This is a genomic window from Dietzia sp. SL131 (assembly GCF_026672565.1).
Taxonomy (GTDB): Bacteria; Actinomycetota; Actinomycetes; order Mycobacteriales; family Mycobacteriaceae; genus Dietzia; species Dietzia kunjamensis.
The window spans coordinates 1-21,151 of sequence record NZ_JAPPRI010000004.1 but is presented as its reverse complement, the minus strand read 5'-3'; the positions used below and the strand labels follow the sequence as shown (position 1 = coordinate 21,151).

The window sequence follows — 21,151 nt, the reverse complement described above, 5'->3', positions numbered from 1 at the left end:
TTACCGATTGCTCGGTGATTTTCGGAGAATCACCTCTGGCAGTGCTCACGTACGGCGGCGATGTATTCGGCGTACGTACCTGCCGCGTCAACGGCGTGGCGCTCAATGGTCGATGGGTGATAGCCCAGGACGTCGGCGATGATGGCGGCCGGGGCGGTTTTGCTGAGTTCATGCAGTGTGCCGAGCCGGGCGGCGCGGGCGCTGACGAGGTGGTCTCGTAGCCGGAGGCGTAGGTGCATCGGGTCGATGTGCCGGCCGGGGGAATGCCCTCTGAAGACCCAGTTGCTTCTCGGGTGAGCGGCGGTCTGGTCGTGGCCGGGGTTGGCCAGGAGTTCACGCCACGGCCCGTCGAGCGGGGTGGGCAACGCGATCGGGCCGCTGCCGAGCGTAATGGTCGTCAGATCTTCGGTCACGGTGATGTCGTCCCAGGTCAGGGCGGCAATATCCTGGATCTGTTGGCCGAAGACTAGGACTAGAATCGCCGCGGCTTTGTCGCGTGTGGTCAGGGTGTCGCCGTCCACTATTCGATCTAGGGCGGCGCCTTGCTCGGTGGCGCTGAGTTTGGTGCTGTTACCGCGGCGATGGCGGGGCACGGTGAGCCCTGGTGGGGCGTTTTTGGTGTCCATGGCCCAGCCGAGGAACCGGTCGATGAGCAGTCGCGTGGTTGGCCCGCCGGCGATCCAGGCGTCGACCTCGCCCTGGCCGACGTCGGCGAGCGTGATGTCGCGCTCGCCGAGCCAGTTGAGGAAGTTGATCGCGACGGTGACGGTCTGCTTGCTGCGCAGGAAGGTGCCGTGGGGGACGGGGTTCATCTGGTTCATGCGCCGCAGATGGTGCCAGTGGACATAGCGGTCAATGACGGCCCGGTGGGTGTCCTCGGTCAGCCTCTCCAGTGCTGTGTCCGCCCAGTCTTGGTAGCGGACAAGCAGCTCGTCGCGTCGGGGCAGGACACCGTGCTCGACAAGGAGCCCGCGCACGTAGTCGCGGGTGCGCGAGCGTGGGAGCGCATCGATCGCCTCGTGCGTGAGCTCCGGGAGGGAGGCCAGCTGGTTCAGGAATTCGGTGACGTGCCGCTGGCGGATCCAGGTCATTCCACTGTTGGCGCGTTTCATCGATTTCAATGCCTCCGCCAGGGGGATTAGCCTCTCGGCGATGGTGCCGGTGTCCGGGTTGGTCAGCAGTCCGTCGACGGTCTCGCTCAGTGCGCATGGCCAGCACAGGCCGGCGCGGTAGATCTCGTCCTCGGCGCCGCAGCGCACGCAATCGATGTTGAGGGTGATCTGGGCGCACGCCCGGCAGGCCGGGCGCCCATGGACTCGGCCCGGTAAGACGCCGATGTGGCCGCAGTCGCAGGTGCCGCGGGTGCGTTTGGCCTGCTGGTAGCAGTAGCCGCAGATCTGGTCCTCCGGGCCCCAGGTGACCACAAGGGGGTAGCCCAAGCCGCAGCGATCACACGGACACACGCGACGTAGGTCCGGATCGTCGGGTTTGCGGGGCCTGGCCATCGGTACCGGTCAATCCTCGTTGTCGCCCCGGACGAGTCTCACCCGGCGGGCGATCGGCTGGCCGGGTGCCACCCCCAGGTCTTCCGGCCGGGCCGGCGCCTGCGCGGTGGCTGCTGCCCGCATCTCCACGAACGGTTCGAACAGCTCACCCGGTTCGCAGTCGAGGATGTCGCAGAGCGCGGCGAACGTGCGTGCCGGGATCCGCTCTGGTGTGCCGGTCACCAGCCGGTAGACCTGACTCTCGGACAGGTTGATGCCCCGAGACCTCAACAACGGCACCAGTTCGGTGCTCTTCCACAGGTTGCGCTGCGCCATCATCGTCCGCAGATTCCAGCGATACCCGATGCGTCGTTGCTCAGCCATCAGCGTCTCCGTCCTGCTTCCTGCCGCGGCCGTCCAGCCGCGAAGCGATCATGCGCTGAATGGTCTTCTGTTTGAAATCGTCGCCGACCGAGGTGTACAGCCCGGTGACCGACGCATAGGCATGACCGACTTGAGTCTGCACGAACGCCGGGTCGTAGCCGGCCTCGATCAAGTGCGTGACGTAGGAATGTCGCAGGCAGTGCAGTCCGAGCTCTTTCGGCAAGCCGGCACCCTCGCGGGCGGCGGCGAAGGCATCACTCAAGCTACCCACTCTTATCCGCTCGGCGCGCTCGCTCGGCCATAGCGCCGCCGAGCGGTCAGCAGTAGCGAAATGCGCTCGACCACGCTCGGTGATCCAGAATCGGAGCAGGTCAACCACCCAGTCGAACTCCGGGACCGTCAACACGGTTCGTCGTCGCGGCCCCGACCCGGCGGTGCCTTTGGCCCACCGGACGGTCACCGCGCCGAAGTCGCCGTACGCAGGCACATGCGGGTTGGGGCCGAAATCCTGCACGTCCAACATCGCCACCTCGCGACGCCGAAGCCCATAGGCGTAGCAGACCTTGAACGCGATCGAGTCCCGCAACAGGGGCAGCCAGCGCTTACTCCCAGCAGCGAACTCACGATCGACCCGGTCGTCCACGTCATCAAACAGTCTCTGCAGCTCCGTGGCCGTAAAGGCCCGGCGCCCGGCCGGAACAGCATCCTCGCAGGTGTGCCGCGGGGTGTTCCACTCGAACGCGATCTGGGCCGGAACATCGTCGAAGACCCGTTGGCACAGCGCACCCCACCCGTAGCTCGAGCTCGAGACGTAGGCACAGAACATCGCGATGGCATTGCTGTCCGAACGCAGCGTCGTCCAGCTCACCGGCTTCTCACCCGAGCGCCGCCCAGCCATGTAGTCATCCAGATCGACCGGTCGCCACGACCACGGGAACGTCCCCGCAAACTCCTGGAACCGGCGCAGCACCCCGCAGCGCCCGTCGATCGTCGCTCTCGTCAGCCCACGCGCCAGCATCTGCGCCCGCCAACCCTCGACCATTGCTTCAAACACGCGGTCCTCGGCGCGGAACAGGCCAACCTCACCGTCGCGCAACAGCCGCGGAACGAACCCAGGAACACCGTCCACGCCGACCTCCGACCCGTGGAAACCTGCATCTAATGCAAGAAACCTACGGGACGCTGGACCGACGCACAAGCATCACATCCGCGGCGTCGACACTGCACCAGCCAAACCCGGCACCCACCAGCACAAACCCAATCATCGCAGGTAGACGGCAGTAACCGCACCTACCGGAACCCCCGAGAGTTAAGCGCCGATAATGCGGATTCCGTCAAGCGTCCAGGTCACGGGGGTGGAGCGATCTACCTCCTACGTGGGGCGCCCACTAGACCGCCAGTTGTACAAGATGTACGATCAGGGCATGGTGACCACGACACTCAGCAACTTCCGCGCACATCAGAGCGAAGTACTCGACGCCGCGCAGCGGGCGCCGGTCGAGATTCTCAGCCGGGGCAGCCGTCGGCGCGCCGTTGTCGTCTCGCCTGAGTTCTTCGACCGCGCGCTACAAGCTCTGGAAGATCAGGCCGACGTGCGCGGCGCAGCCGAGGCCCGCCGCGAGGACGGCAGCGTCTCGCACGAGGACCTCATGGCGGAACTGGGCCTGTAAACGCCCGCGCCCGACTCGCCGATGCCCTATTCGATCACCTATAAACCCTCCGCCGCGAAGGCTCTGCGCAAAGTTCATCCCACCGAGCAAAAACGCATCGTCCGCGCCATCGAGGCGTTGGCAGTGACACCGCGACCGCCCGGCGCCATTCAGCTCGTCGGAGGCGACGGCGAGCTCCGCATTCGCGTCGGCAGCTACCGCATCATCTACGACGTCGAGGACGACGCCCTCGTTGTGCTCGTGCTGCGCATCGGGCACCGCGGCGACGTATACAAGTGACCTCATCCCCCGCCGAGTCGACGCCGGGCATGAGGGGACGCACTGCCTGCCGGGGCCGATAAGTCGCGTTACGCAAAGTTCGCAAGTCAGTCTCTCCACTGAGCACCTCAGCCCGGGGCGGTGAGAGATCGCGCCGTCGCCTGTTTTTCGGCGGCGAGAGCGCTGCTCGAGGACGGCTAGGCTCGTCGACCTCGAGCAACGGATCAATTACTTGAGCCGGCACTGGAACGCCGCAACCCGCTCACGAAACTGCCTGCGTCTACCTGCAGCACCGTGGCAAGGGCGGCAATATTCAGTAGCCCAATATTGCGTTCACCGCGCTCGACCGACCCAATGTAAGTCCGGTGCAGGCCTGCGCGGTGCGCCAACTCTTCCTGTGACAACCCGGCCTCCTGGCGAGTGCACCGGATCCGGCGCCCAAACTCGCCCAAGACTTCGTCATCACGCATACCTGCCACTTCAGGCCATTGATGACTATAAGGCTACAGACTATAAGTATCATCGAGGGCGAATCTCAATGAACGGAAAGGACTCAAGTGGGCAAGCAGCGACGCTCCCGCCAGCACAACTCGGCAGCGAAGAAGCAGCGGCGAACGAAAAGAGTCACGAAGTCTGCAGACTCCCCCAGTGCGGCACCTCGAGTGCAACTCACTGTTCCAATCTGGGAGTACCGCGCTGCTGCACGACTGCTCGCCGAACGGCTACCCGGGATGACGACCGCTGACGCCCTGGACTACTTACTCACCGAACCTGTTAGGTGGCAAGCCGACAGTGGTCGGGTCAGCTCAATCATCCCTGCCGACGTCGTCGCCCTCACTGGTGAATCTGTCGAAACCTACATCGCTTCTATGAATGTCCTGCACGACCTGGGGCAGCTCGCCTGGGACGCCAAACGTCGCGTCCATATCCAGACATTCCCCGACAGCGACCCCCTCGTCCCCTGATGTGAGATTGCGGCGCTGGTCGACCTTCCATAGCGACCGCGTAGCGCGTTGGCGGGAATCAACACTCACAAGAAAGCGGCGGCCGCCCCCACCCGGCGGCGTTGCAATGACGCCATAGCTGTCACCGCTTTGATAGCTATGCTTGCTATCTCATTGGCGCCACGGTTCATGCACGTCAAGGAGGCGATCACGCAGGACCCTACGCGAGCTATCCGAGCGTTGCTCGCTTTGCTAGCACTGCTGCCTGGTGTAGCTCTTATAGACATGCCGGCACTCATAGCTCCGCGAGTCGCTCTCGCTAAGCGAGCTACAAGTAGTAGCGTTGCTTGAACTGACTTGCCGCATGCGACTCAAGAATCACAGTTGTCCAGCCAGCTAGTGCCCGCCACAAGTTGGTCGACACTTAGGGAGGAACGCAAATGGTCCGCAAGCTAGCCCTCTGCAATCAGAAGGGCGGAGTCGGAAAAACTGCCACGACGCTAGGTCTAGCGAGCGCTCTGAGCAATAAGGGACTGAATGTTCTAGTTGTAGACGTTGACCCGCAGGGAAACTCCACCACAGGACTCGGTATCGAGGTTACGGAGGGGATGAAGACCACATTTGACCTTATGAACCGGACGGCCCCTGGAACTGCAGCCGATGCGGTCATCGCCACGCCCTGGGACCGAGTTGACCTCATCCCCTCTGACGAGGCATTAGCCAACATCGAGTCAGATGGCTCCAACGATCTAATCTTCCGCCTCGACATCGCGTTTGAGGGGCTCGACCTGTCCGCGTACACCGCAGTTCTCTTCGATTGCCCCCCGTCACTGGGGAAGTTGCTCTTTGCCGTTCTGTGCGCCGCCGACGGAGTCATCGCCGTCACTGAACCAACCATCGACAGCGTTCGAGGTATCGAGAACCTGCAAGAGACGATCCGCAATGTTCAACGGCGGCCTAACCCCCGACTCGTCCTGGACAAGATTGTCCTTAGCCGGCGACGCGCGACGGGGGAGCACCAGTTCCGCGAACGCGAACTGCGCGACACTTATGGAGATCTAGTCGCGAGAACCGCCATACCGGAGCTTGCCGCCCGTCAAGATGCCCATAGCACGCACACGCCCATCCACGAGTTTGCGGGTGGCAAGTCATTGGCTCTCCAGGTCGCATATACAGACCTACTTTCGGAGCTGGAACTCGACCTCGAAAGATCCCCAGCATGAGCGTTCAGCGCGAACCCGCAATTCGACGGGTTGCACACCCCGCAGCCGACTTGCCTGAGAGGCCCACTCCGGCTTCCCGACCGGAAGGTGCAGCTCTGCCGCCAGAGCCTTCGAACGCTCGGGAGCAGGAGCGGCTGACCGAACAGCACAACGTCCGGCTGCGCCCGTCAACCAAAGCACGGCTGCTACGCGCCGTCGACAAACTGCGGTACGAGACCGGTGATCGAACCATTAGCATTGCTTCGATTACCGACAATGCGATCGTTGAGTACTTGGAATCAAAGAACTGCTGATTGGGCAGTTCCGGCTAGTAGGAGATCGCTCTTCGTGCTCCTGCGCCGCCACGACAGGACGTGATGGAAGTAGAGAGACGAGCACACGAGGATCCAGGCGAGGATGGCGGACGTCACCAGCGGTCAGCGACGACGTCCGCCGACCAACCCGTCCGCTATCAATGCAATATTTGACGTCGTGAGCGTGTCGTACCCATTTCTGACGTCAGGCATGCCAACTTTGTCGTCATGGCGACCTCACGTACTGGGCCTGGCAGACCAGCCCTAGGGGAGCGGACACGGATGACAGTCCGCGTACCTTCAGACGTTTACGATGCGCTTCGACGCGAAGCTAAAGCGCGAGGCATTTCTATGAACCAGTACGTAGCCGAAGTCGCCGCGGCCCATCTCGGCATGCCCGAAGCGGTGTCGAGTTTCGATGACCAGGAGGCGATCCCAGCGTGAAGTAGTCACCAACATGACTGACAAATGAAGATCACGCAGCCCCAAATGACTGATCCCGGCCCACTGGCCGGTGGACCGGGATCGAAAGTCGAGAGTTCGAGTTGGCGCTCAAACTCGGTGTTGCTCACCAATTAGGAGAGCTGTGCTTCCAGGCACCTCTCAGAGTAAGTCATACCCATCGGATGGTCCAGTCGATCCGATCGGCGTGTCTCGCTCTGACCTCGATAACCTCACAACCCGAGATTCCACCTGGTGGTGGGACTCTGTGGTGTGCGCGTGGAGTCCGCGCCCGTATGTGCGTGTCGACTCGCACAAGGCGCATACCTTCGCCGTCACGCGACGTCTCACCGACGGAGTGCCGGGGGAGGGGACACCTTTCGCGCTGCACTTGACCGATGAATCGGGCAAGTTTCGGCTCCTCGCCCTCGATTTCGACGCCCACCATGCCGGCTCAACCGCGGACAAAGACCTCGCAGCGTGCACATCTGCCTTAACTGCCGCGGGCATCGAGCACCTGGTGTGCTCGTCAGGACCTGCTGGGGGATACCACGTATGGATCCGGCTGAGCACCGCCGTCTCCGCGCACCGCCTGGCACCGCTCATCGACGCTTTCAGCGCCGCGTGGCCCTCGCTGGACCGGGGCCCGCTGGCTAACTCGCGCACGGGTTGTGTCCGCGCCCCGGGCTCGCCCCACCGCGCCGGCGGCACATCGATGCCCCTGACAGATCCCCATATCCGGCCGGTGTCCCTGCGGGCCTTGCGCACAGTTCTCACGCAGCTGACACAACCCCCTCAGAGCAAGGGCGCCTCCGCCACCGATGCTGGGATCGCCCCGGTTCCTGTGCACGTCGATGTGCAAGGCCATCCATACCTGGCCGGGCCCAAACGACCCCTGAACCCACAGATTCGTGCCCTTGCCCGCGCCCCGATCACCGACCGCACGGATGCCTCCGCGGTGGGGTGGTCGATCCTGCTAGCCTGCGCCCACGCCCGGATGCAGTATCGCGACCTGCACGAGGCTGCCTTAACTGACCGTTGGCCCGGGTTGGAGTTCGTCCGCACCCACCGCATCAACGCAGGGGAGCGCACCCCCCGGTTAGACGCGACCGCCGAGTTGGCCCGCCAGTGGGCCAAAGCCGTCACCGCAGCCAGCTACACCCAGTCCAGCACTGCAGGACCCTCGCCCGCCCGCCGCGCTGCCGAGACCACTGTCGCCGACCTGCTCACCCGCATGGACTCCCAACCCCACCGGTGGTCCGGCAAGACCGGAGCCCAAGACCGCCTCGTGCTCCTGGCACTGGCAGCCCGCACCGTCGCAGCCGCGACAGCGGAGGTGCACCTGTCCGAGCGCGACTGGGCCCTGGCCGCAGGTCTGACCAGAGACACCGTCGCCGACCGGCTGAGAGCGCTTGTCCAGCAGGGGTGGGTCGCCCGCGTGCAGCGAGCAGCCGGCCCCTGGGCGGCAGTGTGGCAGATCGTAAGACCCGGGGGCGGGGAGCGAAGAAGTGGCGCAGTATTTACCCCAGAGATGCAGAGCAAGCTTGACGCTGAGCTCGAATGCGCCCGAGAGGACATCTGGCATGCCCGTGCTCTCGGGGTGCTGGGCATGCGCGTGTGGACCCACCTGTCCGCTGGCCGCCTATCGGTGCGTGAGCTGGCGACCAGGCTCGGGATCTGCCCGGCGACGGTGCGCAGCAAACTGCGCGCACTGCGCTCTCTGGGTCTGTGCACCGCTGATGGCCGCGTGTACCGGGGTCGGTCGCGGTTAGCGCGAGCGGCCGTTGCTGCTGGTGTCGATGGTGCGCACGCCGATCGGGTGCGCCTGTACCGGCTGCATTCGGCGGTGTTCGTGTGGTGGTTCACCACACGACACCAGCCGCAGCGCTCCGACGCGCTGGCCGAGTGGGGCGAATTTCCCAACCCTGCTGAGGCTGAGCAGATCCACCCGACCGACATCGCCCTGGCCTACGGCGCCACCTCGACCGGCCCGCCAGTATCAGCCACCACCTGGGGCGCGGCGATGGCTGCCCAAGATCTCCATCGCGAGGCCGATCCCGACAGCTGGTGGGAACTAGTCGCCGCAGCCCGCGCCGCACTACCCGCTCCCGACATGCTGCTCGCCCCGCACCAGTGGGCCCGCACCGCAGCCTGACCACTGGCGCCTGACGGGCAAGGGCGAGTCACCACAGGTCGGGGGAGGAGTCGGCAGATGGCCATGGCGAGCTCGTCGTGGGGTGAGTGTCCGGGCCGGGTTCGTGTTCTGCGGACCGGGATGCGAGGTACGAGTCGACAAAGTCCTCGGCAGAGAAGGACCCCGCACGGGCTACCGCCTGGGAGGCAGGGTCGGCGGTGAGGGCGCGATGGGTCTCTGCAAGCCAGATGGCCAGTTCGGTGTCGCATCCCGGGGCCGCGGGTGGGGGAGTGGGCAGGGTGTTGGTGTCGGTGGTCTCACCGGTCGCGTGGCGTATCCGGTGGGCGATGACGGTGCCTGGCTTGTTGGCAGTGTCGAGGGTGTCGGTGGCGTTGTCCCATTCCTCGCGGGGGTCGAGGCCTCGGATGGCTGCGTCGGTCCACGCGCCTTCCAGGGCCTGGTATTGGTCGGGGTCTGTCTCGAGCTGGTGGGCGTAGGCACGGGGGAGTGCGTCGATGTAGGCCGGGAGGGTGGCGGCGGTAAAATCGCGGGCGGCGAGGTCCACGCCGTGGCGGTAGAGCTGGGCGAGCCGTTCGTCGCTGGTGGCGGCCGCGTATTCCTGGCGCAGGGTTTCGGTGGCCGAGGCCTGGTGGGTGTCGCGGGCCAGCACCCCGGTGAGCACCTGCTCGGGTGTGGGGGCGTGGTGGTCGCCGGCGGAGTGCATGTGTGCGTCTTCGGCGCCCGTGTCGAGGGTGGGTTCGCATACGGCGTAGGCGTGGTTTTCTCGTCTGCCGCGGGTCATGGCGACATACAGGCCGGCACGGTCCACGCCAGCGTCGATGACGGCGTGGACGGTATCGACGGTGGCGCCCTGGGCGCGGTGGATGGTGGCGGCGTAGCCGAGGTGGATGCTCTTGTCGGCGTAGCTGGCGGGGATGAGCATGTCTTGGCCGGTGGAGGAGTCGCGTACTGCCAGTGAGCCATCATCGGTGATGCCGGTGACGGTGAATAGTTGGCCGTTGATGACCCGTCCGAGGTAGGTGCGGTTCTCGGTGTAGAGCGTGGAGTTGGTGCGGGCGATGACGGTGTCGCCGACACCAACGGTGTCGCCGCGAGCGACCCTGGTGGTGTGTGCGTCGTCGACGAGGCCGTGGGCGATCCGGTCGGCTCGGATGACCTCGTTGAGGGTGTCGACATCGGTGTTGGTCGAGGCGATGATCAGTGCCTGGCGGCCAGCGGCTGTGTCGGCGAGGAACGCCTCGGCGGCGTCGGTGAGCATCTGCTCGCGGTGCCCGCCGGTGATCCATCCGCGCTCGTTGTAGAGAGCCAGTGCGCCGGGATCGCCTTCGCGCAGGCCCAGGGTCGCGTCGGCTTGTTCGGTGTCTGAGCCCATGCGCATGACCTCGCGCAACTGAGGCGTGCCTGGGGTGCGGGTCAGGTCGGCGAACAGACCGCCGGTCTCGACTGCCGCGAGCTGTTTGGGGTCGCCGATCAGGCGGAGGATGGCCCCGGATTCGGCGGCGATTTCGGTCAGTGCTGCGAGGTTCTCGGTGCTGGCCATGCCGGCTTCGTCCACGAGAAGCATGTCCCCAGGTTTGATCGTGACCGGCAGTGCGTCGAGGGTCTTTCCGGGCAGGGTGGGGTGCTTGCCCATCCAGGTGAAGGTCAGAGAGTCGATAGTGTGACAGTCGGTGCCGATGTCGCCTGCGAGGACGCTGGCCGCTGCCGCGGAGGGAGCAAGGCCGATAACCGACCGGCCGGTTTGTTGCCAGGTGCGGGCCACGACCTTCATGGATGCGGTCTTGCCGGTCCCGGCCGGACCCACCCCGGCGGCCAGGAGCGTTCCGGCACCGATGAGGTGCTGCGCCAGAGCGGTCTGTCCGGCATTGAGGGACCAACCCTCGGCGTCCTCGTGTGCCTTCAGCGCACGGTCGAGATCGGCGCGGGTAGCGATCACCGCGACCGGGGTGCCAGTCGCTACCAGGGTGGCGGTCTCGGCGTCCAGCACCGCCTGAGTGGTGTACTTCTCGGCGCCTGCGTGCCGGTCAATGCCGGCACCTTCCGGCCCGGTCAACGCACCTGGAAGGTCCAGAATCTCCGGCGGGGTCAGCTGCACCACGAGTTCTCCCATGGCGGTGGCCATGACCTGTTCGTGCGCCCGGTCCAGGGCCTCGGCGCCCTCGAATCGGTAGCCCTTGAGCAAGGTGGAAACGGCGGTGTTGATGTGGGAACGGCGGAACTGCGCACGGCGTGCGGTCACTGCCGCCACCGCCTGCTCGGCCACCTGCCGGGCGTGGACCTGGGCGTCGAACAGCTCCCGCGACACCTGGCTTCGGCCCTGCCCGGTGACCTCCCCAACCACGCTGTCCACCGCGTGCGCACCGACGACGTTTTCGGCCATCTGCCGCCAGGTGGCGCGGTGTTCGGCCAGTGATTGGGCGGGCTTCTTGGCGTCGCGGGTGTCGAGGATGGCCTTCTGCCACAGGGCGTAGGACGCCCGCTGCGAGGGTTGCCGGTTGTTCTTCTCGACGTACTGCGCGACGAGTCGGTCGTAGACCGGGCGGGCCAGGGTGCGTCGGGAGGAAAACGCCTCAATCAACCGGCGGTCGATCCCAGAGATCTCCCAGATCGGAGCCTTGTCTGGGTGGGGGTAGTGGGCCTGGAACTCGACGCCCATTCGGCGGGTGAGCTTGTCGTGCAAGATCGCGTCATACCGGGCGGATATGGCTTGGTGCATCTGGAAGATCGCACGTCCATCCAGTGACAGCCAGCGCCCGTCCGGGCCTTGCACTTTGTTGGCCAGAAGCACGTGCGAGTGCAGGTCCGGGTCGCCCCCGCGGGTATCGAAGTGAGTGAACTCAGAGGCGACAATTCCGCGGGTTTTGACCTGCTCGATTCCCTGCTTGCCGACCCGTGTGTAGATCGCATTGTCCTCGGCCCACGCCAGTGCCTCCGCGACGGATTCGTGGTGCAACGCGGCGACCCTGGACGATGTCTGCTCGTCTGCCAGTGCCCACCAGACGCTGACACTTTTCACCGGGGAGAACGTGAAGTCGAACCCCGCGATCGCTTGCTTGACCTGGTCACGCTCTCGGTTGATCCAGGCGATGACGTCCTTGCCGGAGGCGTGGTCGTAGCCGAACTTCTCGGTATAGAACGGCCGGCCTATCTGCTCGGCGAGCTCGCTTCGCTCGGCTGTGGTCGGGTGGCGATTCTCGGTCTTGAGGAAGTCCCGCTCGGCCGCGGCGATTGCGTCCAGGACATCGACGCCGCCGGTATAGAGGGGGAAGGATCGGCCGAGTTTGCAATCTTTCAATGCGGTCCCGGCGAGCATCTTGGCGTCGGTGTCCGGGTGCAACCCCTCGCCATACAGGGCAGCCATCTGGGCTTCGGTGACCACCGCCCCGGCGGTGGCTGCCTCCGAGTCCAGACCGTCTAGACCTGAGCCGATCCAACGACCGGGCGGGGTGCCCTTGGCGGCGTAGTAGTCCGACAACGACTGACCCTTCGGGTCGGCGTCGTGGGTGGCCACCGAGCGCAGCAGGTACTGGTATCCAGTGCCCGCGTGTACGGCTCGGAGGGTCATCACGATCACCAGCTTATGCGGCATAAATGGGCGCGTCTACGCGCCGCAGTCCGCAGGCCTGCGACCAGCGGGTTCCCGTCGTTCACTAGAAGTGCATACTGTGTGTGTCTGTTTGAGCGAGCAGGAGCGAGTGTTGGTCTTGGTCACAGTGGTGGCGTCTCAGGCGGGGCCTGTGCGGCCAACTTGGTGGTCGGATGGGGGAGTGGTTGGTGCTCGCGGGTGTCGTAGGCGTGCTTTAGGGTTTGGGCTATGGCTGCTACGAAGACTGATTCGCGTTCACAGACCGCGCGGGCCCGTGCCCGCCAAGCGATGGCGGACGAGCTCGAGCGGGCGCGCAAGCGCGAGTCCAAGCTCGTGGCGGTGTTCTCCGCGATCGACGCCCGCGCCGACGCCGAAGCCGCCCTGGGGGAGGCGCTGATCGAGCTGAAGGACCTCGGCGTCGCCCAGTCCGATCTGGCCGAGATGACTGGACTGTCCGCCCGCGAGGTCGGCGCCGCGATCCGCGCCGCGAAGGACCGTGCCGACGGCGAAGCCGCTGAGACAACGCCCGACTCCTCCATCGACGCAGACGCTCGCGGTGAGGACTCCCAGTCGGACAACAACGGTGCCCACGATCACTGACCCCCACCATGACCCGGGGGGCGTCGACATTCCCTTGCCCGGAATGGACCTCGGGACGGGGTCCCACACGTCGGTGAGACGGTCGCGTCCGTATGATCCGACACTGCCTCCCACCAGCGCCGCAATCACCGCGTTCTGGTCCCGCGTTGTCAAAGCGCCCGCCGGCGGCTGTTGGATCTGGACCGGAGCAATCTCCGATGGCTACGGAAGGATCAGTTGGCGATCAGGTGGGGTCAGCCGCACCGAGTACGCCCACCGTTTCGCACTTGTCATCGCCGGCGAACTCGACGCCGGTGCGATTGGCGAGCACCGCTGCAACGAACCGCTGTGCGTGCGCGTCGATCCAGGACATCTCATCGCCTCCACTCAGTCGGCGAACCTGCTCTACGCGGTGGCCTGTGGCCGCACCGGGATCATCCGCAGCCTGGCCGAGCGCCACGATCGCCAGGCCCGCTCACTGGCCGTCCGCGACGCCGTGGCAGACGGCTGGGACCCGGTCGCCTACGCACGGGCATCCGGCAACGCCGCACCGCTCGACACACCCCCACTGTTCTGAAGGCTGCAGTACAGTCGCCCCAAGAGATGGCCTCGCCGACGGCGGGGCCATCTGTCGTTGGCGGCCCGGGCCAAGATGTGTCAGCGGGGCGCTGCTCGTCGGCGCAGCTGCCAGTACCGCGGGATCGTCCATCGCAGCGGGGTCCTATCGATCACCCACAGCGCTATCCGCGACCGGTAGTGCTCGTCGTGGCGCACCGCGAACGACCAATGACCGACAAACCACGCCAACAGCCCCAGCGCCGCTACCGTGGGCGCCCACGTACGACCCTGCACAACACCGAGCATGCCAACCACCGCGCAGAACCCGCCGACCCCACGCGCTACCGGCGGCAAGGCCAAGGCGCCGCCAGCGACGACAGCGGTAGCCAGCAGCGCGGTCTCCAGATCCCACATTCCACACTCCTGTCGCTAGCGACTTCCGCTGCGGCGCCCACACGGGCCTCACGGCCTGATCCGCTGCCAGTGTGGCTTTCCCCTCCGACAGTCAGTGCGCGTCGCGCTTTGGCGGGCTGGCTATGACTGGCCCGGCTGATCCGACCGGCCTGGCTTGCGAGCGGTCTCGCGCAGCGAGTCCAGGACCTCCCGCAGGGTGTCCGAGGTGGCCTCCGCCCGGACCCGTGCCCGGTCGGACTCCTCGGCCTTGGCGCGCGCGATCGCGACGTCCTGGCGTGCGGTCTCGATCTGACCGCGCAGCTGCTCGAGCTCGCCGCGCACTGCCTCGAGCTCGGCGAGGGCGCGGTCTCGGACCGCGACAGCCTCGTCGCGTTGCGACTCCGCTTGTTCGGCCGCCTCCAGGGCGTCGGCCTCGCCGCCGCGGGCTGTATCCAGCGCCACAGCGGTCGCCTCGTCCGCCTGCTCGGCGGCGCGCTTCCATGCCGCGGCCCACACTGAGGCCACCATCGCCGACATTGCCTCCGACAGATCTGGGGCCTCGGGCACATCCCCGGCAACGCCGGTGGCGTGCTCGCGCATCCATGCGGCCACCTCACCGATGCGTACCCCCGCTTCGCGCTGCACGCTGCGCACGGTGACCTTGTCCCCTCGTGCAACGAGTACCCCATAGGCTCGAGCGATCTTCTCCGACGTCGACATGACAGCCCTCCAAGTCAGGTAACGGGTAACCGGTAACCCGTTTCGTTACCCACGTTACCACCGAGGCTGGACAGGGCCCAGCCATCCGCGCTTTCAGGGCCGGGGGCGGGCGCGAGCTGGCCGTCGACGGGGGCCACCGGCGCGGCGAGGGAGAGCCAGATTCTGGCCACGCCGCTGTGGCCCCAGCCGCGGGCGAGACAGCGGGCCGGAACCTGACCGCGATGCGGTCACAGGGCGCCGACGGGCCGGCGTGGCCACCGGCAGGCCCGCGCCGGGCATCCGGCCGGGCTTTTGCACACAGGCGCCGCACGCGGGTAGCCACAATGGAGCACCGACTCCGTATCCTGTACGCTTTTGCGTACAGGAGGGGTTGAGATGAAGACGATGAGCTACACCGAGTCCCGGGCCCGCTACGCCGAGGTCCTCGACGGGGTCACCAACGACCGCGAAGAGGTCATCATCACCCGCGCCGGCCACGAGCCGGTGGTGATGGTCTCCCTTGACGACTATGAGTCCCTGCGCGAGACCGCCCACCTCATGCGATCACCGGCTAACGCCCGACGTCTGCTCGATGCGATGGAGCGGCTCGAGTCCGGCCGCGGACAGGCGCGCGACCTGCTCGACGCCGACTGACGTGCTACTCGTCTGGGACGACAACGCCTGGCAGGACTACCTCTGGTGGCAACAACAGGACCGCAAGATCCTCAAGCGCATCAACCTGCTCCTGCAGGACATCACCCGCAATGGCAACGAGGGAATCGGCAAACCCGAACCCCTCAAATACGACTTCGCCGGATACTGGTCCAGACGCATCACCGACGAGCACCGACTCGTCTACAAAGTCACCGACACCGAAGTCCGTATCGCCACCTGCCGCTACCACTACGGATAAAGCGCCCCCACAAGCTAGAACTCCTCTGCCCTTTCCATCCGCGAGCTGGTCGGCAGCGAAAAGGACATGTGCCCGCGTTTCGCTTTCGCGCCCGGGCGCATCCTGCAACCCTGCACAGAACACAACACCGAAACACGAAGGATCAGCGATGGCTCAAAAGTTTCAGGTCAGGTACCTCGACGACATCGACGGGACCGATCTCGGAGAGCACGCGAACACCATCTCGTTCGCTTTCGAGGGCAAGGAGTATTCAATCGACCTCAGCGACGACAATGCCCAGGCATTTCGCGACGCCATCACGCCGTACCTCGAGGCCGGCCACCGCGTGACAGGAAAGAACGCCAAGACCGCGCGCAAGGCCACCACCAAGACCCCCTCCGCCGACACCAAGGCCATTCGCGAATGGGCCAGGGCCAACGGCTACGACGTCTCCGACCGCGGACGCATCCCCGCCGACGTCATGGACGCCTACTCCGCCGCCAACTAAGGCTCAGACCGAACGAGTCGCACGAAGTACGTCGATGATCACCCTTGCCGCCATGCGACATCAAAGACCCTCCAACCAGCGGGGCATGTTGCTGGCAGGAACGGGTGTTCGTAAGTCGGGAGTAGGCGGTCTGATCGCGGTTTCTCGAGCGGCGAATTACTCTGTGGCACTCTCCACGCCGGTAACAGGAATTGTTTCGTGTTACCTGTTTCCGCTGTTACCGATTGCTCGGTGATTTTCGGAGAATCACCTCTGGCAGTGCTCACGTACGGCGGCGATGTATTCGGCGTACGTACCTGCCGCGTCAACGGCGTGGCGCTCAATGGTCGATGGGTGATAGCCCAGGACGTCGGCGATGATGGCGGCCGGGGCGGTTTTGCTGAGTTCATGCAGTGTGCCGAGCCGGGCGGCGCGGGCGCTGACGAGGTGGTCTCGTAGCCGGAGGCGTAGGTGCATCGGGTCGATGTGCCGGCCGGGGGAATGCCCTCTGAAGACCCAGTTGCTTCTCGGGTGAGCGGCGGTCTGGTCGTGGCCGGGGTTGGCCAGGAGTTCACGCCACGGCCCGTCGAGCGGGGTGGGCAACGCGATCGGGCCGCTGCCGAGCGTAATGGTCGTCAGATCTTCGGTCACGGTGATGTCGTCCCAGGTCAGGGCGGCAATATCCTGGATCTGTTGGCCGAAGACTAGGACTAGAATCGCCGCGGCTTTGTCGCGTGTGGTCAGGGTGTCGCCGTCCACTATTCGATCTAGGGCGGCGCCTTGCTCGGTGGCGCTGAGTTTGGTGCTGTTACCGCGGCGATGGCGGGGCACGGTGAGCCCTGGTGGGGCGTTTTTGGTGTCCATGGCCCAGCCGAGGAACCGGTCGATGAGCAGTCGCGTGGTTGGCCCGCCGGCGATCCAGGCGTCGACCTCGCCCTGGCCGACGTCGGCGAGCGTGATGTCGCGCTCGCCGAGCCAGTTGAGGAAGTTGATCGCGACGGTGACGGTCTGCTTGCTGCGCAGGAAGGTGCCGTGGGGGACGGGGTTCATCTGGTTCATGCGCCGCAGATGGTGCCAGTGGACATAGCGGTCAATGACGGCCCGGTGGGTGTCCTCGGTCAGCCTCTCCAGTGCTGTGTCCGCCCAGTCTTGGTAGCGGACAAGCAGCTCGTCGCGTCGGGGCAGGACACCGTGCTCGACAAGGAGCCCGCGCACGTAGTCGCGGGTGCGCGAGCGTGGGAGCGCATCGATCGCCTCGTGCGTGAGCTCCGGGAGGGAGGCCAGCTGGTTCAGGAATTCGGTGACGTGCCGCTGGCGGATCCAGGTCATTCCACTGTTGGCGCGTTTCATCGATTTCAATGCCTCCGCCAGGGGGATTAGCCTCTCGGCGATGGTGCCGGTGTCCGGGTTGGTCAGCAGTCCGTCGACGGTCTCGCTCAGTGCGCATGGCCAGCACAGGCCGGCGCGGTAGATCTCGTCCTCGGCGCCGCAGCGCACGCAATCGATGTTGAGGGTGATCTGGGCGCACGCCCGGCAGGCCGGGCGCCCATGGACTCGGCCCGGTAAGACGCCGATGTGGCCGCAGTCGCAGGTGCCGCGGGTGCGTTTGGCCTGCTGGTAGCAGTAGCCGCAGATCTGGTCCTCCGGGCCCCAGGTGACCACAAGGGGGTAGCCCAAGCCGCAGCGATCACACGGACACACGCGACGTAGGTCCGGATCGTCGGGTTTGCGGGGCCTGGCCATCGGTACCGGTCAATCCTCGTTGTCGCCCCGGACGAGTCTCACCCGGCGGGCGATCGGCTGGCCGGGTGCCACCCCCAGGTCTTCCGGCCGGGCCGGCGCCTGCGCGGTGGCTGCTGCCCGCATCTCCACGAACGGTTCGAACAGCTCACCCGGTTCGCAGTCGAGGATGTCGCAGAGCGCGGCGAACGTGCGTGCCGGGATCCGCTCTGGTGTGCCGGTCACCAGCCGGTAGACCTGACTCTCGGACAGGTTGATGCCCCGAGACCTCAACAACGGCACCAGTTCGGTGCTCTTCCACAGGTTGCGCTGCGCCATCATCGTCCGCAGATTCCAGCGATACCCGATGCGTCGTTGCTCAGCCATCAGCGTCTCCGTCCTGCTTCCTGCCGCGGCCGTCCAGCCGCGAAGCGATCATGCGCTGAATGGTCTTCTGTTTGAAATCGTCGCCGACCGAGGTGTACAGCCCGGTGACCGACGCATAGGCATGACCGACTTGAGTCTGCACGAACGCCGGGTCGTAGCCGGCCTCGATCAAGTGCGTGACGTAGGAATGTCGCAGGCAGTGCAGTCCGAGCTCTTTCGGCAAGCCGGCACCCTCGCGGGCGGCGGCGAAGGCATCACTCAAGCTACCCACTCTTATCCGCTCGGCGCGCTCGCTCGGCCATAGCGCCGCCGAGCGGTCAGCAGTAGCGAAATGCGCTCGACCACGCTCGGTGATCCAGAATCGGAGCAGGTCAACCACCCAGTCGAACTCCGGGACCGTCAACACGGTTCGTCGTCGCGGCCCCGACCCGGCGGTGCCTTTGGCCCACCGGACGGTCACCGCGCCGAAGTCGCCGTACGCAGGCACATGCGGGTTGTGGGCCGAAATCCTGCACGTCCAACATCGCCACCTCGCGACGCCGAAGCCCATAGGCGTAGCAGACCTTGAACGCGATCGAGTCCCGCAACAGGGGCAGCCAGCGCTTACTCCCAGCAGCGAACTCACGATCGACCCGGTCGTCCACGTCATCAAACAGTCTCTGCAGCTCCGTGGCCGTAAAGGCCCGGCGCCCGGCCGGAACAGCATCCTCGCAGGTGTGCCGCGGGGTGTTCCACTCGAACGCGATCTGGGCCGGAACATCGTCGAAGACCCGTTGGCACAGCGCACCCCACCCGTAGCTCGAGCTCGAGACGTAGGCACAGAACATCGCGATGGCATTGCTGTCCGAACGCAGCGTCGTCCAGCTCACCGGCTTCTCACCCGAGCGCCGCCCAGCCATGTAGTCATCCAGATCGACCGGTCGCCACGACCACGGGAACGTCCCCGCAAACTCCTGGAACCGGCGCAGCACCCCGCAGCGCCCGTCGATCGTCGCTCTCGTCAGCCCACGCGCCAGCATCTGCGCCCGCCAACCCTCGACCATTGCTTCAAACACGCGGTCCTCGGCGCGGAACAGGCCAACCTCACCGTCGCGCAACAGCCGCGGAACGAACCCAGGAACACCGTCCACGCCGACCTCCGACCCGTGGAAACCTGCATCTAATGCAAGAAACCTACGGGACGCTGGACCGACGCACAAGCATCACATCCGCGGCGTCGACACTGCACCAGCCAAACCCGGCACCCACCAGCACAAACCCAATCATCGCAGGTAGACGGCAGTAACCGCACCTACCGGAACCCCCGAGAGTTTAACGCCGATAATTTATCTTATGACAAGCTAACGGTGCCGAGTTGTAGATTGTGCGAACTCTGTACCCCACCGAACCGTTCCCCACATTCGTATCGGTCAACCCCAGCGCGACCTGCGCGTGGGTGGATCTCGGGCCTGCGCTTCGTTGCTTGCGCCACCTTGACCGCAGGGAAATGACGGAATGGGTGGAGCAGGTCGCCACCTGCGGACCGTTGTCGAGACTCGTGTTTCATACCACGCGTTCGCACCACGCGGAGCCCCTCCGGACGGTGCAACATGCCGCAGCAACTATGGTGCACCATAGGGTGGTGTAACTCAGGCAATTCCCGTCTCGAGAGCCACCAGCGCGACATTCAAAGCAATGATTACAGCAGCGATCGCCCAGCCCAGTAATGTTGTTTCGCGCGCATTGACCGAGGCGCCCATGAGGGATTTTCGGGAAGTGAGCCACACCAATGGCACCAGCGCAAACGGGATGCCAAACGACAGAATTACCTGGCTCAGAATCAGCGCGTACGTGGGATCAACCCCGGCTGCTAGCACAATAATGGATGGGATAATGGTGATGAGCCTGCGGGTGAGGAGTTTCATCCGGGTACGAAACAGCCCCCCCATGATGTCGCTGCCCGCGTAGGCGCCAACGGCAGTTGATGCGAGCCCTGAAGCCAATAGCGCGATTGCGAACATAAGACTGGCTGTCGTGCCGAGGGTGTTCTCGATCGCAGCGTGAGCCCCTTCAATAGTCTCAGTGCCCGCCACTCCGGGGAGCACCGATGCCGCCACAAGCAGCATCACTAGGTTCACTGACCCGGCGATCGTCAACGCGATAGTCACATCTACCCGGGTTGCCCTGATTAACCGGGAAAGCGGGTAGGTCCTCTCTGTACCGAACCTGTCACGGGCGAGTGAGGAGTGCGCGTAGATTGCGTGCGGCATGACCGTTGCCCCGAGAATACTTGCTGCCAGCAACACCGATTGGGCGCCGTCGAAGCGGGGGATCATGCCACCTAGTACTGCACCAGGCTCGGGCGGAGCAATGAACAGGCCGTAACAGAACCCGATGACGATCACGAGCATAAGGCCGATAATCGCGAACTCAAACGTTCTTGCTCCACGTTGAGCTTGCAGCAAGAGAAGCCCTGTGGAGATGACTCCCGTGATAACAGCACCGGCAACAAGGGGGACATCGAACAAGATCCACAGCGCGACGGCGCCCCCGATGACTTCAGCGACATCGGTAGCGATCGCGACGCATTGGGCCTGCAACCCATACAGGACACGCCATGCCCGGTTGGCGATGCGCTGACCGAGAAGCTCAGCCATGCTCGACCCAGTAACCAACCCGAGCTTGGCCGAAAGGTACTGGACCAGCCACGCCGCTGCGTTCGCCGCAACAAGCACCCATACCAACAAGTACCCGAACTGAGCCCCGGCAGACATGTTGACGGCAACATTTCCAGGGTCAAGGTAGGCCACACCCGCGACTAGGGCCGGGCCCAACAGCCATGCTCGGCCCGATCCCCGAGCTCTCAGCTGCAGTTTTGTCTGTGTCCCCACTGTACGAGCCCCCTTATTCCACTCCCTCATACGTTCTTCGGACGGACGTCTACCCGAGCCCGTTGTCGCCTGGCCACCAAGACGTATGGCCAGATCGACCGTAGCGCACGGACCAGCAACGGTTTGACG

The 21,151-nt window shown here is 65.2% G+C and carries 21 protein-coding genes and 1 pseudogene; 11 read left to right on the top strand and 11 right to left on the bottom strand.

From position 1 onward, the window contains the following. Window positions 1–29: 29 nt before the first annotated feature. The 3 genes from OVA21_RS18930 to OVA21_RS18920 all read right to left on the bottom strand — a co-directional run bounded on the left by OVA21_RS18930 (window position 30) and on the right by OVA21_RS18920 (window position 2,997). Window positions 30–1,439 (bottom strand): Fis family transcriptional regulator, encoded by a 1,410-nt coding sequence (locus OVA21_RS18930; RefSeq protein ID WP_326493455.1) that lies wholly within the window; start codon window positions 1,437–1,439, stop codon window positions 30–32. Window positions 1,440–1,514: 75 nt separating this feature from the next. Then, window positions 1,515–1,868: a helix-turn-helix domain-containing protein gene (locus OVA21_RS18925; RefSeq protein WP_168547789.1), complete on the bottom strand. Its 354-nt coding sequence runs from the start codon at window positions 1,866–1,868 to the stop codon at window positions 1,515–1,517. Beyond that, window positions 1,861–2,997 carry a tyrosine-type recombinase/integrase gene (locus OVA21_RS18920; RefSeq protein WP_268091518.1) on the bottom strand — a complete coding sequence of 379 codons (1,137 nt, stop codon included), beginning with the start codon at window positions 2,995–2,997 and terminating at the stop codon, window positions 1,861–1,863. The genes OVA21_RS18925 and OVA21_RS18920 overlap by 8 nt, the downstream gene beginning before the upstream one ends. 295 nt (window positions 2,998–3,292) lie before the next feature. On the opposite strand from OVA21_RS18920, the gene OVA21_RS18915 reads away from it, so the two are divergent. Together OVA21_RS18915 and OVA21_RS18910 are read left to right on the top strand one after the other, a co-directional pair. After that, complete coding sequence (locus tag OVA21_RS18915; RefSeq protein WP_268093200.1) at window positions 3,293–3,538, top strand: type II toxin-antitoxin system prevent-host-death family antitoxin; 246 nt, start codon at window positions 3,293–3,295, stop codon at window positions 3,536–3,538. 21 nt (window positions 3,539–3,559) lie between these two features. Continuing rightward, the gene (locus OVA21_RS18910) at window positions 3,560–3,817 is read left to right on the top strand and encodes a type II toxin-antitoxin system RelE family toxin (protein ID WP_268093199.1); all 258 of its coding nucleotides are present in this window, start codon (window positions 3,560–3,562) and stop codon (window positions 3,815–3,817) included. 203 nt (window positions 3,818–4,020) lie between these two features. Here OVA21_RS18910 and OVA21_RS18905 read toward each other — a convergent pair whose 3' ends face one another. Next, the gene (locus OVA21_RS18905) at window positions 4,021–4,266 is read right to left on the bottom strand and encodes a helix-turn-helix domain-containing protein (protein WP_163377215.1); all 246 of its coding nucleotides are present in this window, start codon (window positions 4,264–4,266) and stop codon (window positions 4,021–4,023) included. Window positions 4,267–4,527: 261 nt separating this feature from the next. Between OVA21_RS18905 and OVA21_RS18900 the strand changes: the two genes are divergently transcribed. The 4 genes from OVA21_RS18900 (at window position 4,528) to OVA21_RS18885 (ending at window position 8,852) form a co-directional block, all read left to right on the top strand. After that, the gene (locus OVA21_RS18900; RefSeq protein WP_163377214.1) at window positions 4,528–4,761 is read left to right on the top strand and encodes a hypothetical protein; all 234 of its coding nucleotides are present in this window, start codon (window positions 4,528–4,530) and stop codon (window positions 4,759–4,761) included. Between the two features lie 419 nt (window positions 4,762–5,180). Beyond that, complete coding sequence (locus tag OVA21_RS18895; RefSeq protein ID WP_163377213.1) at window positions 5,181–5,963, top strand: ParA family protein; 783 nt, start codon at window positions 5,181–5,183, stop codon at window positions 5,961–5,963. Between the two features lie 521 nt (window positions 5,964–6,484). Continuing rightward, a complete protein-coding gene (locus OVA21_RS18890; RefSeq protein WP_326493483.1) occupies window positions 6,485–6,700 on the top strand; it encodes a toxin-antitoxin system HicB family antitoxin in 216 nt (71 codons plus the stop codon). Window positions 6,701–7,694: 994 nt separating this feature from the next. Further along, window positions 7,695–8,852: a hypothetical protein gene (locus OVA21_RS18885; RefSeq protein ID WP_268093197.1), complete on the top strand. Its 1,158-nt coding sequence runs from the start codon at window positions 7,695–7,697 to the stop codon at window positions 8,850–8,852. A 28-nt stretch (window positions 8,853–8,880) separates the two neighbouring features. On the opposite strand, the gene mobF is transcribed toward OVA21_RS18885, so the two are convergent. Further along, window positions 8,881–12,417, bottom strand: a complete 3,537-nt coding sequence (mobF, locus tag OVA21_RS18880; RefSeq protein WP_268093244.1) for a MobF family relaxase — start codon at window positions 12,415–12,417, stop codon at window positions 8,881–8,883. Between the two features lie 249 nt (window positions 12,418–12,666). Between mobF and OVA21_RS18875 the strand changes: the two genes are divergently transcribed. Next, the gene (locus OVA21_RS18875; RefSeq protein ID WP_268093196.1) at window positions 12,667–13,038 is read left to right on the top strand and encodes a hypothetical protein; all 372 of its coding nucleotides are present in this window, start codon (window positions 12,667–12,669) and stop codon (window positions 13,036–13,038) included. Window positions 13,039–13,369: 331 nt separating this feature from the next. Further along, entirely contained in the window at window positions 13,370–13,594 is a 225-nt protein-coding gene (locus OVA21_RS18870) for a hypothetical protein (RefSeq protein WP_259897061.1), read from the top strand. An 80-nt stretch (window positions 13,595–13,674) separates the two neighbouring features. On the opposite strand, the gene OVA21_RS18865 is transcribed toward OVA21_RS18870, so the two are convergent. Continuing rightward, the gene (locus OVA21_RS18865) at window positions 13,675–13,881 is read right to left on the bottom strand and encodes a hypothetical protein (protein WP_268093194.1); all 207 of its coding nucleotides are present in this window, start codon (window positions 13,879–13,881) and stop codon (window positions 13,675–13,677) included. Window positions 13,882–14,109: 228 nt separating this feature from the next. Further along, window positions 14,110–14,688 (bottom strand): hypothetical protein, encoded by a 579-nt coding sequence (locus tag OVA21_RS18860; RefSeq protein ID WP_268093192.1) that lies wholly within the window; start codon window positions 14,686–14,688, stop codon window positions 14,110–14,112. 375 nt (window positions 14,689–15,063) lie between these two features. Here OVA21_RS18860 and OVA21_RS18855 point away from each other — a divergent pair, with 375 nt between their 5' ends. The 3 genes from OVA21_RS18855 to OVA21_RS18845 all read left to right on the top strand — a co-directional run bounded on the left by OVA21_RS18855 (window position 15,064) and on the right by OVA21_RS18845 (window position 16,067). Further along, window positions 15,064–15,321, top strand: coding sequence for a type II toxin-antitoxin system Phd/YefM family antitoxin (locus tag OVA21_RS18855; protein WP_017836490.1), 258 nt, complete (start codon window positions 15,064–15,066; stop codon window positions 15,319–15,321). Window position 15,322: 1 nt separating this feature from the next. Beyond that, window positions 15,323–15,580 carry a Txe/YoeB family addiction module toxin gene (locus tag OVA21_RS18850; protein ID WP_061228632.1) on the top strand — a complete coding sequence of 86 codons (258 nt, stop codon included), beginning with the start codon at window positions 15,323–15,325 and terminating at the stop codon, window positions 15,578–15,580. A gap of 148 nt (window positions 15,581–15,728) precedes the next feature. Continuing rightward, window positions 15,729–16,067, top strand: a complete 339-nt coding sequence (locus OVA21_RS18845) for a histone-like nucleoid-structuring protein Lsr2 (protein ID WP_096907576.1) — start codon at window positions 15,729–15,731, stop codon at window positions 16,065–16,067. Window positions 16,068–16,313: 246 nt separating this feature from the next. Here OVA21_RS18845 and OVA21_RS18840 read toward each other — a convergent pair whose 3' ends face one another. From OVA21_RS18840 to OVA21_RS18825, 4 genes and pseudogenes are all read right to left on the bottom strand, one after another. Further along, window positions 16,314–17,723 carry a Fis family transcriptional regulator gene (locus tag OVA21_RS18840; RefSeq protein WP_326493455.1) on the bottom strand — a complete coding sequence of 470 codons (1,410 nt, stop codon included), beginning with the start codon at window positions 17,721–17,723 and terminating at the stop codon, window positions 16,314–16,316. Window positions 17,724–17,798: 75 nt separating this feature from the next. Further along, window positions 17,799–18,152, bottom strand: coding sequence for a helix-turn-helix domain-containing protein (locus OVA21_RS18835; protein ID WP_168547789.1), 354 nt, complete (start codon window positions 18,150–18,152; stop codon window positions 17,799–17,801). Continuing rightward, window positions 18,145–19,252: pseudogene (locus OVA21_RS18830) on the bottom strand (tyrosine-type recombinase/integrase). The gene OVA21_RS18835 and the pseudogene OVA21_RS18830 overlap by 8 nt, the downstream one beginning before the upstream one ends. Window positions 19,253–19,780: 528 nt before the next feature. Continuing rightward, window positions 19,781–21,052: an Nramp family divalent metal transporter gene (locus OVA21_RS18825; RefSeq protein ID WP_070720780.1), complete on the bottom strand. Its 1,272-nt coding sequence runs from the start codon at window positions 21,050–21,052 to the stop codon at window positions 19,781–19,783. Window positions 21,053–21,151: the final 99 nt, after the last annotated feature.